Source organism: Pseudomonas sp. SK2, assembly GCF_016772395.1.
Lineage (GTDB): Bacteria > Pseudomonadota > Gammaproteobacteria > Pseudomonadales > Pseudomonadaceae > Aquipseudomonas > Aquipseudomonas taiwanensis.
On the sequence record NZ_CP061944.1, the window covers coordinates 1,312,582 to 1,327,098 of the forward strand.

At 61.4% G+C, this 14,517-nt stretch carries 12 protein-coding genes; 8 read left to right on the forward strand and 4 right to left on the reverse strand.

Annotation, left to right across the window (positions count from 1 at the left end; genetic code table 11):
• Window positions 1-395: 395 nt before the first annotated feature.
• Window positions 396-527 (reverse strand): hypothetical protein, encoded by a 132-nt coding sequence (locus tag IF103_RS25110; protein ID WP_256583383.1) that lies wholly within the window; start codon window positions 525-527, stop codon window positions 396-398.
• A gap of 137 nt (window positions 528-664) precedes the next feature.
• Window positions 665-3,544 carry a ribonucleoside-diphosphate reductase subunit alpha gene (locus IF103_RS05820; RefSeq protein ID WP_023379116.1) on the reverse strand — a complete coding sequence of 960 codons (2,880 nt, stop codon included), beginning with the start codon at window positions 3,542-3,544 and terminating at the stop codon, window positions 665-667.
• A gap of 754 nt (window positions 3,545-4,298) precedes the next feature.
• Between IF103_RS05820 and IF103_RS05825 the strand changes: the two genes are divergently transcribed.
• Complete coding sequence (locus IF103_RS05825) at window positions 4,299-4,997, forward strand: response regulator (protein ID WP_023379117.1); 699 nt, start codon at window positions 4,299-4,301, stop codon at window positions 4,995-4,997.
• Window positions 4,994-6,601 carry an ATP-binding protein gene (locus tag IF103_RS05830; RefSeq protein WP_023379118.1) on the forward strand — a complete coding sequence of 536 codons (1,608 nt, stop codon included), beginning with the start codon at window positions 4,994-4,996 and terminating at the stop codon, window positions 6,599-6,601. The genes IF103_RS05825 and IF103_RS05830 overlap by 4 nt, the downstream gene beginning before the upstream one ends.
• A 3-nt stretch (window positions 6,602-6,604) precedes the next feature.
• Here the strand turns inward: IF103_RS05830 and IF103_RS05835 are convergent, their stop codons facing one another.
• Entirely contained in the window at window positions 6,605-7,306 is a 702-nt protein-coding gene (locus IF103_RS05835) for a 4'-phosphopantetheinyl transferase family protein (protein ID WP_023379119.1), read from the reverse strand.
• Between the two features lie 232 nt (window positions 7,307-7,538).
• Here IF103_RS05835 and IF103_RS05840 point away from each other — a divergent pair, with 232 nt between their 5' ends.
• The gene (locus IF103_RS05840) at window positions 7,539-8,024 is read left to right on the forward strand and encodes an Hcp family type VI secretion system effector (RefSeq protein WP_186598651.1); all 486 of its coding nucleotides are present in this window, start codon (window positions 7,539-7,541) and stop codon (window positions 8,022-8,024) included.
• Between the two features lie 125 nt (window positions 8,025-8,149).
• Window positions 8,150-8,734, forward strand: coding sequence for a DUF4225 domain-containing protein (locus IF103_RS05845; protein ID WP_202675928.1), 585 nt, complete (start codon window positions 8,150-8,152; stop codon window positions 8,732-8,734).
• Window positions 8,735-9,054: 320 nt separating this feature from the next.
• Here the strand turns inward: IF103_RS05845 and IF103_RS05850 are convergent, their stop codons facing one another.
• On the reverse strand, window positions 9,055-9,846 hold the full coding sequence (locus IF103_RS05850) for a dienelactone hydrolase family protein (RefSeq protein ID WP_023379123.1): 792 nt from the start codon (window positions 9,844-9,846) through the stop codon (window positions 9,055-9,057).
• Between the two features lie 129 nt (window positions 9,847-9,975).
• On the opposite strand from IF103_RS05850, the gene IF103_RS05855 reads away from it, so the two are divergent.
• From IF103_RS05855 to IF103_RS05870, 4 genes are all read left to right on the forward strand, one after another.
• Window positions 9,976-10,581, forward strand: coding sequence for an outer membrane protein (locus tag IF103_RS05855; RefSeq protein WP_023379125.1), 606 nt, complete (start codon window positions 9,976-9,978; stop codon window positions 10,579-10,581).
• A 144-nt stretch (window positions 10,582-10,725) separates the two neighbouring features.
• Window positions 10,726-11,403: a response regulator gene (locus tag IF103_RS05860; RefSeq protein ID WP_023379127.1), complete on the forward strand. Its 678-nt coding sequence runs from the start codon at window positions 10,726-10,728 to the stop codon at window positions 11,401-11,403.
• Window positions 11,400-12,746 carry an ATP-binding protein gene (locus tag IF103_RS05865; RefSeq protein WP_202675929.1) on the forward strand — a complete coding sequence of 449 codons (1,347 nt, stop codon included), beginning with the start codon at window positions 11,400-11,402 and terminating at the stop codon, window positions 12,744-12,746. Before IF103_RS05860 ends, IF103_RS05865 begins: the two co-directional genes overlap by 4 nt.
• Window positions 12,747-13,062: 316 nt before the next feature.
• Window positions 13,063-14,385, forward strand: a complete 1,323-nt coding sequence (locus IF103_RS05870; RefSeq protein ID WP_023379130.1) for a dicarboxylate/amino acid:cation symporter — start codon at window positions 13,063-13,065, stop codon at window positions 14,383-14,385.
• Window positions 14,386-14,517: the final 132 nt, after the last annotated feature.

Here is a 14,517-nt window from a genome sequence, read left to right on the forward strand (position 1 = left end):
TCTGGCTTGTACCTGGCCAGTCCTCGCAGAGGGGCCAGGACAATAGAATGGGCCCTTTTCAGAGGGGGCGCAGTATACCGGATTTCGCCTTCGATCGGGGTGCGTGTCGCGCGGGCGAGGGTAACTTTTTCGACCGGTTTTACGCGCATCCGTTCACGAAGCTCGTGTCGTTTTCTACGGTGAAAGAGTGTAGCGGCAAAAACAAACAAGCACTACATATTGTGCCTTATTATTTTTTCTGCACAGGATATTGGGTTGGCGCCATCGCTTGTAGAAGCGGCTTCATGTCGCGGAAGGGCTTGCTAAGCGGGCCCCCAATCGCATTGATGACGCCGAGATCAGGGGCGCGCCTCGCGACCCTTTCGCGATACAAGGCCGCTACCAAGAACACCGAGTCAACTGCGCTGCTTATGCAGCGTTTCGACGATATGCGTCTTGGGATGCCTGCGTGCTTCTTCGACCGACGTGAAGCGGCCGGTTTCAGCGTTGCGACCGATCTTGCGTATTGCCACTTGTTTCCGCGCCATGAGGATGTCCTTCTTGGAGAGGGGTCTGTCCCTTTTACCGAAGCGCCAGAGCGCAGGGCAAAGGGTGAGGTTTCTCCGTGACGCGGATACAAAAATGCCGCAAGGGGCACCCAAAGGCACCCCTGCGGCACTGAGCCTTACTGGCAGGCTTCGCAGTCAGGCTCGTCGATCGCGCAGGCCTTCGGCACTGGCGCAGGGCCGGCAGCCTGGACCGGGGTGCTGTCGCCACCGCTGGAAACGGCGTTGAGTTTGCCGGTGTTGATGGTCGACTTCTCGGTGCTGGTCGCGGCCAGGGCACGGAGGTAGTAGGTGGTTTTCAGACCACGGTACCAGGCCATGCGGTAGGTCACGTCCAGCTTCTTGCCCGAGGCGCCGGCGATGTACAGGTTCAGCGACTGAGCCTGGTCGATCCACTTCTGGCGACGCGAGGCGGCGTCGACGATCCACTTGGTCTCGACTTCGAACGCGGTGGCATAGAGGTCCTTGAGCTCCTGCGGGATACGCTCGATCTGCTGCACCGAACCGTCGTAGTACTTCAGGTCGTTGATCATGACCGAGTCCCACAGGCCGCGGGCCTTCAGGTCGCGCACCAGGTACGGGTTGATCACGGTGAATTCGCCCGACAGGTTCGATTTCACGTACAGGTTCTGGTAAGTCGGCTCGATCGACTGCGAAACGCCGGTGATGTTGGCGATGGTCGCGGTCGGCGCGATGGCCATGATGTTCGAGTTGCGAATACCTTTCTTGACGCGCTCACGCACCGGCGCCCAATCCAGCGACTCTTCCAGGTTGACGTCGATGTACTTGGCACCACGGGCCTCGATCAGGATCTGTTGCGAGTCCAGTGGCAGGATGCCTTTGGACCACAGCGAGCCCTGGAAGGTCTCGTAGGCACCGCGCTCGTCGGCCAGGTCACAGGATGCTTGGATGGCGTAGTAGCTGACCGCTTCCATCGACTTGTCGGCGAACTCGACGGCAGCGTCCGAGCCGTAAGGAATGTGCTGCAGGTACAGCGCATCCTGGAAGCCCATGATGCCCAGGCCGACCGGACGGTGCTTGAAGTTCGAATTGCGCGCTTGCGGCACCGAGTAGTAGTTGATGTCGATCACGTTGTCGAGCATGCGCACGGCGGTCTTGACGGTACGCGCCAGTTTCGCGGTGTCCAGCTTGCCATCGACGATGTGGTTCGGCAGGTTGATCGAACCCAGGTTGCACACGGCGATTTCATCGGCGTTGGTGTTCAGGGTGATCTCGGTGCACAGGTTCGAGCTGTGGACCACGCCCACGTGCTGCTGCGGCGAACGCAGGTTGCACGGGTCTTTGAAGGTCAGCCACGGATGGCCGGTCTCGAACAGCATCGACAGCATCTTGCGCCACAGGTCTTTGGCCTGGATGGTCTTGAATACCTTGATCTTGTTGTACTCGGTCAGGGCTTCGTAGTACTCGTAACGCTCTTCGAAGGCCTTGCCGGTCAGGTCGTGCAGATCAGGCACTTCCGATGGCGAGAACAGGGTCCACTTGCCGTCGTCGAAGACGCGCTTCATGAACAGGTCAGGGATCCAGTTCGCGGTGTTCATGTCGTGGGTACGACGACGATCGTCACCGGTGTTCTTGCGCAGTTCGAGGAATTCCTCGATGTCCAGGTGCCAGGTTTCCAGGTAGGCACACACGGCACCCTTGCGCTTGCCGCCCTGGTTGACGGCAACGGCGGTGTCGTTGACCACTTTCAGGAACGGCACGACGCCCTGGGATTTGCCGTTGGTGCCTTTAATGTAGGAGCCCAGTGCCCGTACCGGAGTCCAGTCGTTGCCCAGGCCACCGGCGAATTTCGACAGCATGGCGTTGTCGTGGATCGCGTGGTAGATGCCCGACAGGTCGTCCGGGACGGTGGTCAGGTAGCAGCTGGACAGCTGCGGACGCAGGGTGCCGGCGTTGAACAGGGTCGGGGTCGAAGCCATGTAGTCGAACGACGAGAGCAGGTTGTAGAACTCGATCGCACGGGCTTCCTTGTCTTTCTCTTCCAGCGCCAGGCCCATGGCCACACGCATGAAGAACACCTGCGGCAGCTCGAAGCGCACGCCGTCCTTGTGGATGAAGTAGCGGTCGTACAGGGTCTGCAGGCCCAGGTAGGTGAATTGCTGGTCACGCTCGTGGTCGATGGCCTTGCCCAGACGCTCCAGGTCATAGCCTTTCAGGGCCGGGTCCAGCAGCTCGAACTCGACGCCTTTCTCGACATAGGCCGGCAGGGCTTTGGCATACAGCTCGGCCATTTCGTGGTGGGTGGCGCTGTCGGCCACGCCCAGGAAGCCCAGGCCTTCGGCACGCAGGGTGTCCATCAACAGGCGGGCGGTGACGAACGAGTAGTTCGGCTCGCGCTCGACCAGGGTACGGGCGGTCATCACCAGGGCGGTGTTGACGTCCTTGATGGCCACGCCGTCGTACAGGTTCTTCAGGGTGTCGCGCTGGATCAGCTCACCATCGACTTCGGCCAGGCCTTCGCAGGCTTCGCTGATGATGGTGTTCAGACGGGCCATGTCCAGCGGTGCCAGGCTGCCATCGGCCAGGGTGATGCGGATGGACGGGTGCGGCTCGACCACGGCGTCGGTGTGGGCGCGTGTGGCACGCTCCTTGGCGCGTTGCTCGCGATAGATCACGTAGTCACGGGCAACTTTCTGCTCGCCAGCACGCATCAGGGCCAGTTCGACCTGGTCCTGGATTTCTTCGATGTGGATGGTGCCACCCGATGGCATGCGACGCTTGAACGTGGCGGTGACCTGCTCGGTCAGGCGCGCGACGGTGTCGTGGATGCGCGACGAGGCAGCGGCGGTGCCGCCTTCAACTGCGAGGAACGCCTTGGTGATGGCCACGGTGATCTTGTCGTCGGTATAGGGGACGACAGTGCCGTTGCGCTTGATCACGCGCAGTTGGCCAGGGGCGGTGGCAGCCAGATCCTGGTTGGAATCGGCGGCCTGCGGCGCCTGGGCCTGCGGGTTCTCGCGAGTTGTCTCGGTTTGCATGGGTGGGTGTCTCCACAGTTTCTATATTGTTCAGGCGCCTTTTGGGCGCCCACCGTTCCGTCCGCTTGCTCGATGGCCCAGGGGGATGCGACGTGCACGCGCATCCGCCCGCTCGGGCGTACCGACTTCGGGACAGACTCAGGAATAAGGGGCAATAACCTGCCGCTCCCTGGCCGAAGTCAAAGGTTCTGGGCGTTGCCCAAAATCTGTTGCTGATGGATGTCAGGCTTGGCCTGCAACACCCATGCCCGAACAATGCCCTGCATGGGCTTGCCTCGGACGCCTCCGCAGGAGCGGTTTGGCTGCTGAAATCACCTGAAGTTCAGCCAGAAATTTCGCTTGAAATCCTGCGCCGACTTGTGTTTGTGATTTTGCGCGAACCCCAATATCTAGTGGTTCGCTGCGATGGGGATACAAGATAATGCGGTATCGGGGCCTTTGCAAGGATGGCGACTGTGGATAACTTGTGCGTACTTTGTGAGTGAATAGTGGGTATGCGCTGTAGGCCTTGTACCAAGAGGTTTGCACTATTTTTCTGCGTCTCGCTGCCCCCGGGCAGAATTTTGCGGGCGCGAACCCTATCACAAAAATCGGTTCAGTCGAGGGCCATTTCGGGTGAGGCTGGCAGTGTCGTGGAGCGGGCCGTAGTATCCGCAGCAAATGTGTCAGTTGTGCAGGCCTTTTCGCGGGTCAACCCGCACCCACAGGTCAAGCGCAGGCAGTCAATAAAGAACAACAACCAAGAGACCCGGCCATGGACCAGCCACCGAACCGCATCCTCATCGTCGAGGATGACCAGCGTCTTGCCGAGCTTACCGCCGAATACCTGCAGGCCAACGGCTTCGAGGTGGCGGTGGAGGGCGACGGCGGGCGCGCCGTGCGGCGTATCGTCGACAGCCAGCCAGACCTGGTGATTCTTGACCTGATGCTGCCAGGTGAGGATGGCCTGAGCATCTGCCGCCGGGTGCGCGGTCAGTATGCCGGTCCGATCCTCATGCTCACCGCCCGCAGCGACGAGCTCGACCAGGTCCAGGGCCTGGACCTGGGCGCTGACGATTATGTGTGCAAGCCGGTACGCCCACGCCTGTTGCTGGCGCGGATCCAGGCCCTGTTGCGGCGCAGCGAAGCGCCAGACAGCAAGCGTCCGGACCTGGCCTTCGGCGGGTTACGAATCGACAACCGACTGCGCGAAGCCTGGCTCAACGATCAACTGATCGACCTGACCGGCGCTGAATTCGATTTGCTCTGGTTGCTCGCCAGCAATGCCGGCCGGGTACTGTCCCGCGAACAGATCTCCACGTCCTTGCGTGGTGTCGGCTATGACGGTCAGGACCGCTCCATCGATGTGCGCATTTCCAAGATACGCCCCAAGATCGGTGACGACCCCATCCACCCGCGATTGATCAAGACCCTTCGCAGCAAGGGCTATCTGTTCGTCGGCGAGGGCCCATGAACAACTCGATCTTCCTGCGTATCTATGGCGGCATGCTTGCCGTGCTCGTGCTGGTGGCGGTGCTTGGTGTGCTTAGCCTGCACCTGGTCAACCAGGTGCGCGCCAGTCAGCACCGTGAGAACCTTGCCCAAGGTACCTTCAGCCTGATGGCCGATAACCTGGCCCAGCAGTCCGAGGTCGAGCGCAAGCGTTCGCTAGTGATGTGGGAGCGTTTGCTGGGGGTGCCATTGTCGCTGCAACCGATGTCGGCGCGCACCTTGGATGGCGGCCAGCGGGCGCGCCTGTACCGTGGTCTGGTGGTGGTGGAGAAGACAGGGCCGCATGCCGCCCAGGTGTTGCGCAAGGTGGGTGGCGAAGAGCTGCTGCTGGTGGCGCAGGTCAGCCAGGTCAGCGAGCAATTGGCGCGGGCCACCCTGTACCTGCTGGCCGACGAGCTGGTGCGTTACCCGGTGACCGAGCAGCAACGGCGCCTGGCCGAAATCAAACAGAGCAAGGGGTTCGGCTTCGACATCGCCCTGCAGCGCCTGGAGCGGGTCGGACTGGACGACGACCAGCGGCGGCGGGTGGAGGAGGGCGATACGGTCATGGCGCTGGGCAAGGACGGCGACTCGATCCGGGTGTTCGCCGGCTTGGCGGGTTCGCCCTGGGTACTGGAGATTGGCCCGCTGTACCAGCTCAACCCCTACCCGCCCCAGCTGCTGATCCTGATCACTTTCCTGGGCTTGTGCCTGATTGGCCTGGTGGTTTATCTGCTGGTACGACAGCTGGAGCGGCGCGTTTCAGGGCTGGAGATCGCCGCCACGCGCATCGCCCAAGGCAGCCTGGATACCCGCGTGCCGGCAGGTGACGCCGACTCGGTGGGACGTCTGGCCGCTGCGTTCAACGGCATGGCCGAGCACCTGCAACGCTCGTTGAGCATGCAGCGAGAGCTGGTGCGGGCAGTCTCCCATGAGCTTCGCACCCCGGTGGCGCGCTTGCGTTTCGGCCTTGAGATGATCGAAAGCGCCAGCACCGAACAGGCCCGCGCCAAGCACCTGGCTGGCATGGACAGTGATATCCAGGACCTGGATAAACTGGTCGATGAGATGCTGACCTACGCCCGACTGGAGCAGGGCGCGCCAGCGCTGAAGTTCCAGCGGGTCGACCTGGATGCCTTGCTCGATCGGGTCATCGAAGAGTTGGCGCCGTTGCGCGCGGACGTGAGCGTAGTGCGCGGGGAGTGCCAGTGCGATGCCGAGCAACAGGCGTGGGTCGAGGCCGAGCCCCGCTACCTGCACCGTGCCTTGCAGAACCTGGTGGGCAATGCCCTGCGTCATGCCGGCTCGCAGGTGCACGTGAGCTACCAACTGGGTCAGCAGCGCTGCCGTATCGATGTGGAAGACGATGGGCCTGGCATTCCCGAAGGTTACTGGGACCGCATCTTCACCCCGTTCACCCGCCTGGACGACAGCCGCACCCGTGCCTCGGGCGGGCATGGCCTGGGGCTGTCGATCGTGCGGCGGATCATCTACTGGCATGGCGGACGAGCAACGGTAGGGCGCAGTGAAGCACTGGGCGGCGCATGCTTCAGCTTGAACTGGCCCCGCGAGCAAGCGCCGCTGTAGGCCTCAGACGCTGATCAGGCTGAGCAAGTGGCCTTCGTGCTGGCAGAACTGGCCCTCCAGCTCGATACCGTGGCGCCACTGGGCGGAGAGGTCGGTGAGCAGGCGCAGGCGGGCCGAGCCCTCCGAGGACCACTCCAGCAGTTCGGCGTGTTCGAAGTAGAAGCGCTGTCCGGTCAGGGGGTACAGGGCCTTGAACAGACTTTCCTTGAGCGAGAACGTCAGGGTGACGGTCAGGCTTAGCTGGCGCCGGTCCAGGCGCTCGAGCTCTGCTGGGGTCAGGATTTCGCCCATCAGGCGTTCGGCGCGCTCGTCGTCGAGCAGGCTCTCCTGATCCAGCCCCAGTCCCTGGCAACTGCCATCGGCAGCGACCACGGCGGCAGCCCAGCCCTTGCCGTGGGTGATCGAGCCGTGGATACCCGGGGGCCAGATCGGCGAGCGATCCTCGTGGGTGCCGGGCACATAGTCACGACCATCCAGGCGTTGCAGCGCGGCCCGGGCGCATACGCGTCCCGCCAGGTATTCGGCCTGGCGCTTGGCGACCGAGCGCTGAAGGCTGGCGCTTTGCGCGATGCCGGCACGCTGGAAGTCGTCGGCGGCCAGGCGCGCGGGGTCGAAGGCGCAACTGACCAGCACCGCGCCGGGGAGCGGGCTGGGGAGGGGCCAGTGGTACTGGAGCGGGGCGCAGCAGTTTGGAAGTGTGTTCATGGCGGTATTGTGCCAGTGCCGAAGGCTCTTCGGGAGTCGCCCAATCGCCCTGTGGCTGGCCATAACCTCTGAGACGCCGGCGAACCTGCCGTAGGGAAGTAGAGACTGTGCGCTCGAATGCACGGGTGAACTTTGCGTTTAAAACAACTGGAACGAAATTCAGACGCAGCCGACATACGGTCGGCTCTCGGTTACGTAGGCTTTGGTCATTCACCTTTCGGGAGATTCGTCCATGGCTGTCAACGGATACATGAGCGTCGTCGGTGAACGACAAGGCCTGATTTCGGCAGGTTGCAATTCGCAGCCGTCCATTGGTAACAAATGCCAGTCTTTGCATCAGGATGAAATCTTGGTGCTGGCTTACAGTCACGAGCTTGCCAATCCAGGCAGTACACAACGTGCCATCCATCGTCCAGTGATGATCACCAAGCTGGTTGACAAGGCCAGTCCCTTGTTGGCCCAAGCCGTGGACAGCCGCGAAGTGGTCCGCTGTGACATACACCTTTATCGCTTTCATCCAGCGGGTCATCAGGAAAGGTACTTTTCGGTAAAGCTGGAGGGCGCCGTGATCGTCGCCCAGAGTTTTGATGTCCCACACGCGATATTGATGTCCGATCAGGAGGCCGAAGAGCGGCTGCTCATCAGTTATCGCTCGATCAGTTGGATTCATCATACGGCTGGGACGACGGGGCATGCTGCCTGGGAAGAAACGCCATGAGTCGCCAGGACGATTTTGGCGAGCGTCTGGATCAAGCGTTTTGAGAGCTCAACACAGCTGCCTCCGGGCTGGTTGGCTACGGCTGCAGCGTCAGTGCGCGTTACCTGCAAGATCGCGGATTGCGTATGCAATTCAATCGGGAGTTGGCGTATTACGCGCGGCGGGTCCTGGACGATGTCATCCAGCGGCGCATCAGCCCGGAGGAGGGGCTTGAGCGCATTCAGGCGGAACAAAAGAGTTTGTTCTCGGAGGCCCATCGTGTTTTCACGCAGGTTGGTGGCATAGCCGGTGGTGTTTCGCAGGTAGCCACAGGTCTGACGAGTTGTATAGGCAGCCTCGGTGCAGCGTGCGTGTTCCATGGAGGGCCCTTGATCGCACATGGCGGAAACAATGTCTATGAGAATGCCTTGGGGTTGTATGAAGGGCGCACTGATGTAGTGGGGCCTGTCCGAGAAATATATCAGGATGCCGCCAAGTCAATGGGGTATGGCGAGCGCGAGGGGAACATTGCTTATTACAGTGCTGATCTCATTTTTTCTGGGCGGGCTTTGTGGCACAAGGTTCCTAGGAAAGGCGCTTGGCGTCTTTATAAATATTTGGATACCGACAAGGAGCGAAAGTACAGGCAGCTAGGAATCAAGGGGCTTTCACTTGAAATTGGCGCGTCTGTATTGACGTTTAAGCAACTCATGGAGGAGTACAGTAAATGAAGTTGGTTGGTTTTCTGGTCTTTGTCGTATGCGATGTGATTCTGAGGTTGATACTGAATAGGTCATTTTTCAGAGAGCTGGTCAGTGGATGGAAGGTGTTTTTTGCACTTGCTTATTGCTCAATCATGGGGTGTGTTTATAGGGAAGTGATGGGGGGGGAAGGGGTGTTTGGGTTTTCCCAAGAATCCCCTCACCCCGTCGAAGCTTGGGTTGTCATTATCCTCTGCGGTGTCATGGTATTTTTCCATATATGGGCGTTCACTTCGAAATTGGACGATTAGGGGCCGCCCCCTGATGCGCTGGTTCGGCCCCAACAATCCTCAATCAAACGCCTTCTTGAAAAACGCCTGCATGTCCGCCCACGAGCTTTCGTCCGCCGCCTTGTTGTAGCCGATGTCCGGCCCGCCATGCTCACCATGGCTCATGCGGTCTGCGTCGGGGTTGGTGAAGCCGTGCTTGGCGCCTTGGATGGTGACGAATTCGTAACTGACCCCGGCCCTGTCCATTTCCTCCTTGAACGCCGTGACCTGTTGCTCGGTGACGATGCTGTCGGCCGCGCCGTGCTCGACCAGGATCTTGGCCCTGACCACGCCGGGCTTGGCTGGTGTCTGGGTGGCCAGCGGACCATGGAAACTCACCACCCCATCGAGTTTCTCCCCACGCCGTGCGGCGTCGAGCACCACCTTGCCGCCGAAGCAGTAGCCGATGGCGGCCAATTGGTGCTTGTTGGTGTTCGGCTGAATCTTCAGCAGTTCCAGACCCGCGTCGAAGCGCTTGATGGCACCCTCGGGGTCCTTCATCGCGGCCTCGAGGAAGGCCTTGGCCTCATCCGGATGCTCGGTGTGCTTGCCATCGCCATACATGTCGATGGCCAGCGCGTTGTAGCCCAAGGCAGCCAGGTCACGAGCCCGGCGCTTGGCGTAATCGTTCAGCCCCCACCACTCGTGCACCACCAGAATACCCGGGCGCTTGCCTTCGACGGCATCGTCATAGGCGTAGTAGCCAATCAGGCGATTGCCGTCGGTATCCTGGTAGGGGATCTCACGGGTCTGTACCGCCGCCTGGGCCACGGCGGCGCTGCACAACAGGGTCAAAGCCAGCAGGGCACGCATGCTCAGTACTCCTTGTTCAGCAAACGGTTCGTTCAGCCCTGGTTCAGCCAGGGTTCAGCCGCGGTTCAGGGCGCTCTGCTTACTCTAGCTTCCAGACAGAAACAGCGCACCCAACTGGAGTACGAATCCATGAAAACGCTCAATTCCCTGATTGCCGCCATGGCCGTTTGCGCCGCAGGTTTCACCGTGACCGCCCAGGCCGACGACAACTTCGCCAGCCTGACCTATGGCCAGACCAGCGACAAGGTCCGCAAGTCCGGCCTGCTGCAAAGCAACACCGACCACCTCAATGCCGACGGCATCATCGGCAAGGACGACACCTGGGGCGTGCGCCTGGGGCGGATCAACGACCAGGGCCGCTACTACATGACCTACGACAACGTCTCGGGTGACCACAGCGGTTACAAGCTTCGCCAGGAAAACCTGCTCGGCAGCTACGACCTGTTCCTCCCGGTGGGAGATACCACCAAGTTGTTCGGTGGCGCCAGCGCGGGCATGACCAAGCTCACGCAGGACTCCCCGGGTGCCCGTCGTGACACGGACTACGGCTACGCGGTCGGCTTGCAGGCCGGTGTGATCCAGGAGCTGACCGATAGGGCTTCGGTTGAACTGGGCTACCGTTATCTGCGCAGCAATGCCAGCACCGAAGTCGGCGACCATGGTGGGCCTAAGGATGGCACCCTGCGCCTGACCAGTAGCGCCCAGACGTACCTGTCGGCCAACTACAAGTTCTGAAGACCGTTGCATGTCGCATCACTGGTAATCTGTAGCAGCCTGATCGCCGGCAAGCCGGCTCCTGCAGGGACAGCACCGCCCTGGTAGGAGCCGGCTTGCCGGCGATAGGGGCGCTACAAGCAGCAAATGACAAGGAGAACCCCCATGAAACTGCTGGTGGTCGAGGACGAAGCGCTGCTGCGCCATCACCTGCACACCCGCCTGGGCGAGAGCGGCCATGTGGTCCAGGCCGTGGCCGATGCCGAAGAGGCGCTGTACCAAGCCGGGCAATACCACTTCGACCTGGCCATCGTCGACCTGGGCTTGCCGGGCATGAGCGGGCTTGAGTTGATCGGCCGGTTGCGCGGCCAGGACAAGACCTTCCCCATTCTCATCCTCACCGCGCGCGGCAACTGGCAGGACAAGGTCGAAGGCCTGGCCGCCGGTGCCGACGACTATCTGGTCAAGCCGTTTCAGTTCGAAGAGCTGGAGGCACGCCTGAACGCCTTGTTGCGTCGCTCCAGTGGTTTCACCCAATCCACCATTGCCGCCGGGCCGCTGGTGCTGGATCTCAACCGCAAGCAGGCCACCCTGGACGACAACCCCTTGAGCCTGACGGCCTACGAGTACCGTATTCTCGAGTACCTCATGCGCCATCATCAGCAGGTGGTGGCCAAGGATCGGCTGATGGAGCAGCTCTACCCGGATGACGAAGAGCGCGACCCGAACGTTATAGAAGTGCTGGTCGGTCGCCTGCGTCGCAAGCTCGAGGGGGACCGTGGGTTCAAACCGATCGATACGGTACGCGGGCTGGGCTACCTGTTCACCGAGCGCTGCCGATGATTCGTTCACTGCGGGTGCGCCTGATGCTGGCAGCGGCATTGCTGGCACTGCTGTTCATGCTGGCGTTGCTACCGGCGCTGCAGAAGGCGTTCAGCCTGGCGCTGCAGGAATCCATCGAGCAGCGTCTGGCGTCGGATGTGACCACGCTGATTTCCGCGGCTCGCATCGAGCACGGCCAATTGCAGATGCCGACGCTGTTGCCGGACGAGCGCTACAACCTGCCGTACACCGGATTGCTGGGCTACATCTTCGACCGGAGCGGCCAGTTGGTCTGGCGCTCGCGCGCCACGGCCGACCAGAACATCAATTACCAACCGCGCTATGACGGGCGTGGCAACGAATTCGCGCGTATTCGCCAGCGCGATGGCGAGGAGTTTTTCGTCTACGACGTGGAAATCAAGTTGCTCGGCGGCCAGAGCGCGGCCTACAGCATTGTCGCCTTGCAGCCAGTGCGCGAGTACCAGCACACCCTCGATGGCCTACGCGAAAAGCTCTACCTGGGCTTCGGTGCGGCCTTGCTGGCCTTGCTCGGGTTGCTCTGGGCGGGTTTGACCTGGGGCCTGCGCTCGTTGCGCAGGCTCAGTCACGAGCTGGATGAGGTGGAGGCGGGCACGCGTGACGGGCTCAGCGCTGAGCATCCCCGCGAGCTGTTGCGCCTGACCGGGTCGCTCAACCGCTTGCTGCGCAGCGAGCGTGAGCAGCGCCAGCGCTACCGCGACTCACTGGGCGACCTGGCGCACAGCCTCAAGACTCCGCTGGCAGTCTTGCAAGGGGTGGGCGAAAGCCTCGGGCAGGGCAGTGGCGAGCGCGAGCAGGGGCGGGTCTTGCAAAGCCAGATCGAGCGCATGAGCCAGCAGATCGACTACCAGCTGCAACGCGCCAGCCTGCGCAAGAGTGGCCTGGTGCGCCACAAGGTCCTGCTGCGGCCGGTGCTCGACAGCCTGTGCAGCACGTTGGACAAGGTCTATCGGGACAAGCGTGTGCACGTTGACCTGGACCTTGCCGAGCAGGCGTTCGTGCCGATGGAACAGGGTGCCTTGCTGGAGTTGCTCGGTAACCTCTTGGAGAACGCCTACCGGCTATGCCTGGGCAACGTCCGCGTAAGCCTTCGGGAAACCCCAGGGCAATTGGTGCTGTGCGTCGAGGACGATGGGCCCGGCGTACCGGCAGATCAGCACCAGCGCATTCTGCAGCGCGGAGAGCGGTTGGACCGCCAGCATCCGGGGCAAGGTATCGGGTTGGCGGTGGCCAAGGACATCATCGACAGCTATGACGCGCAGCTGAGCCTGGAGGCGTCGGCGCTGGGGGGCGCAGCGTTCCTGATCATCTTCCGGCTTGATTGAGCCGCTGGCAGTGCCGGCCCCACCGCCGGTGCGGGCGGATTCCCGCCAACCACCCTGTTCAAATTCCGCCATCGGGCGGAAATCCGCCAGGCCTTCCGGATTTTTCTGCCCTGCTCTTGGGCGTTTTCACCTCGTGAATACAGGGTTTGCACCCATCATGGGCATTTTGGCATCGCCCTTGCTATTGGACTTGTCAGAGGCCTGCCCAGGCAGCTCGAACACAACGACAAATCCCTCCGGGTGCAGGAGGGTTAGCGATTCAGGTGCCCCGACACCCTGGGAAGGGTGAAGCCGGCACACTTGAGGAAAATTAGCCATGACGACACGTCAGCCGCTGTACAAGTCCCTGTATGTCCAGGTGATCGTTGCCATCACCATCGGCATCCTGCTCGGCCATTTCTACCCCGAAACCGGCGTCGCCCTTAAGCCTTTGGGTGATGGTTTCGTCAAACTGATCAAGATGGTCATCGCGCCCATCATCTTCTGCACCGTGGTCAGCGGTATCGCCGGCATGCAGAGCATGAAGTCGGTCGGCAAGACCGGCGGCTACGCGCTGCTGTACTTTGAAATCGTTTCCACCATCGCCCTGATCATCGGCCTGGTAGTCGTCAACGTAGTCAAGCCGGGCGCAGGCATGCACGTCGACGTCAGCACCTTGAATGCCAGCAGCGTGGCCGCCTATGCCGCCGCCGGCGCGCAGCAGACGACGGTCGGCTTCTTGCTGAACATCATTCCGAACACCATCGTCGGCGCCTTCGCCAACGGCGATATTCTGCAAGTGCTGATGTTCTCGGTGCTGTTCGGCTTCGCCCTGCACCGCCTGGGCAGCTACGGCAAGCCGGTGCTGGACCTGATCGACCGCTTCGCCCATGTCATGTTCAACATCATCAACATGATCATGAAGCTGGCGCCGGTCGGTGCATTCGGCGCCATGGCCTTCACCATCGGTCAATACGGTGTGGGTTCGCTGGTACAGCTGGGCTACCTGATGGCCTGCTTCTACATCACCTGCCTGCTGTTCATCCTCATCGTGCTGGGCGGCATCTGCCGTGCCCACGGCTTCAGCATCCTCAAGCTGATTCGCTACATCCGTGAAGAGCTGCTGATCGTACTGGGTACTTCCTCTTCGGAGTCGGCCCTGCCACGCATGCTGGCCAAGATGGAGCGTCTGGGCGCCAAGAAGTCGGTAGTCGGCTTGGTCATCCCGACCGGTTATTCGTTCAACCTCGATGGCACCTCCATCTACTTGACCATGGCTGCGGTGTTCATCGCCCAGGCTACTGACACCACCATGGATATCACCCATCAGATCACCTTGCTGCTGGTGCTGCTGGTGGCTTCCAAAGGTGCCGCGGGCGTAACCGGATCGGGCTTCATCGTCCTGGCGGCCACCCTGTCGGCTGTTGGCCACCTGCCAGTTGCCGGCCTGGCGCTGATCCTCGGTATCGACCGCTTCATGTCCGAAGCCCGCGCCCTGACCAACCTGATCGGCAACGCCGTCGCCACCGTGGTCGTGGCAAAATGGGTCAAGGAAATGGACAACGACACCCTGGCCGCCGAACTGGCATCCGGCGGTGCGCCGCTGATCGACACTCGTCCGACCGACGACTTGGGTGTGGCTGAAGGCCCGGCCCGTTGATCGAGCGCTTGTAGTGTTGAAAAGCCCATCTTCGGATGGGCTTTTTTTGTTCTGTTTTTAGGGGGGAAATGTCCTACCCGAGAAGTGTGTTTTTCGCGCCTGTACGTCCGATTGGTTACCTGATGTCTGTCA

Coding starts and splice junctions, on each gene's coding strand:
- IF103_RS25110 (WP_256583383.1), bottom strand. CDS start 527: ATGGCGCGGAAACAAGTGGCAATACGCAAGATCGGTCGCAACGCTGAA.
- IF103_RS05820 (WP_023379116.1), bottom strand. CDS start 3,544: ATGCAAACCGAGACAACTCGCGAGAACCCGCAGGCCCAGGCGCCGCAG.
- IF103_RS05825 (WP_023379117.1), top strand. CDS start 4,299: ATGGACCAGCCACCGAACCGCATCCTCATCGTCGAGGATGACCAGCGT.
- IF103_RS05830 (WP_023379118.1), top strand. CDS start 4,994: ATGAACAACTCGATCTTCCTGCGTATCTATGGCGGCATGCTTGCCGTG.
- IF103_RS05835 (WP_023379119.1), bottom strand. CDS start 7,306: ATGAACACACTTCCAAACTGCTGCGCCCCGCTCCAGTACCACTGGCCC.
- IF103_RS05840 (WP_186598651.1), top strand. CDS start 7,539: ATGGCTGTCAACGGATACATGAGCGTCGTCGGTGAACGACAAGGCCTG.
- IF103_RS05845 (WP_202675928.1), top strand. CDS start 8,150: ATGCAATTCAATCGGGAGTTGGCGTATTACGCGCGGCGGGTCCTGGAC.
- IF103_RS05850 (WP_023379123.1), bottom strand. CDS start 9,846: ATGCGTGCCCTGCTGGCTTTGACCCTGTTGTGCAGCGCCGCCGTGGCC.
- IF103_RS05855 (WP_023379125.1), top strand. CDS start 9,976: ATGAAAACGCTCAATTCCCTGATTGCCGCCATGGCCGTTTGCGCCGCA.
- IF103_RS05860 (WP_023379127.1), top strand. CDS start 10,726: ATGAAACTGCTGGTGGTCGAGGACGAAGCGCTGCTGCGCCATCACCTG.
- IF103_RS05865 (WP_202675929.1), top strand. CDS start 11,400: ATGATTCGTTCACTGCGGGTGCGCCTGATGCTGGCAGCGGCATTGCTG.
- IF103_RS05870 (WP_023379130.1), top strand. CDS start 13,063: ATGACGACACGTCAGCCGCTGTACAAGTCCCTGTATGTCCAGGTGATC.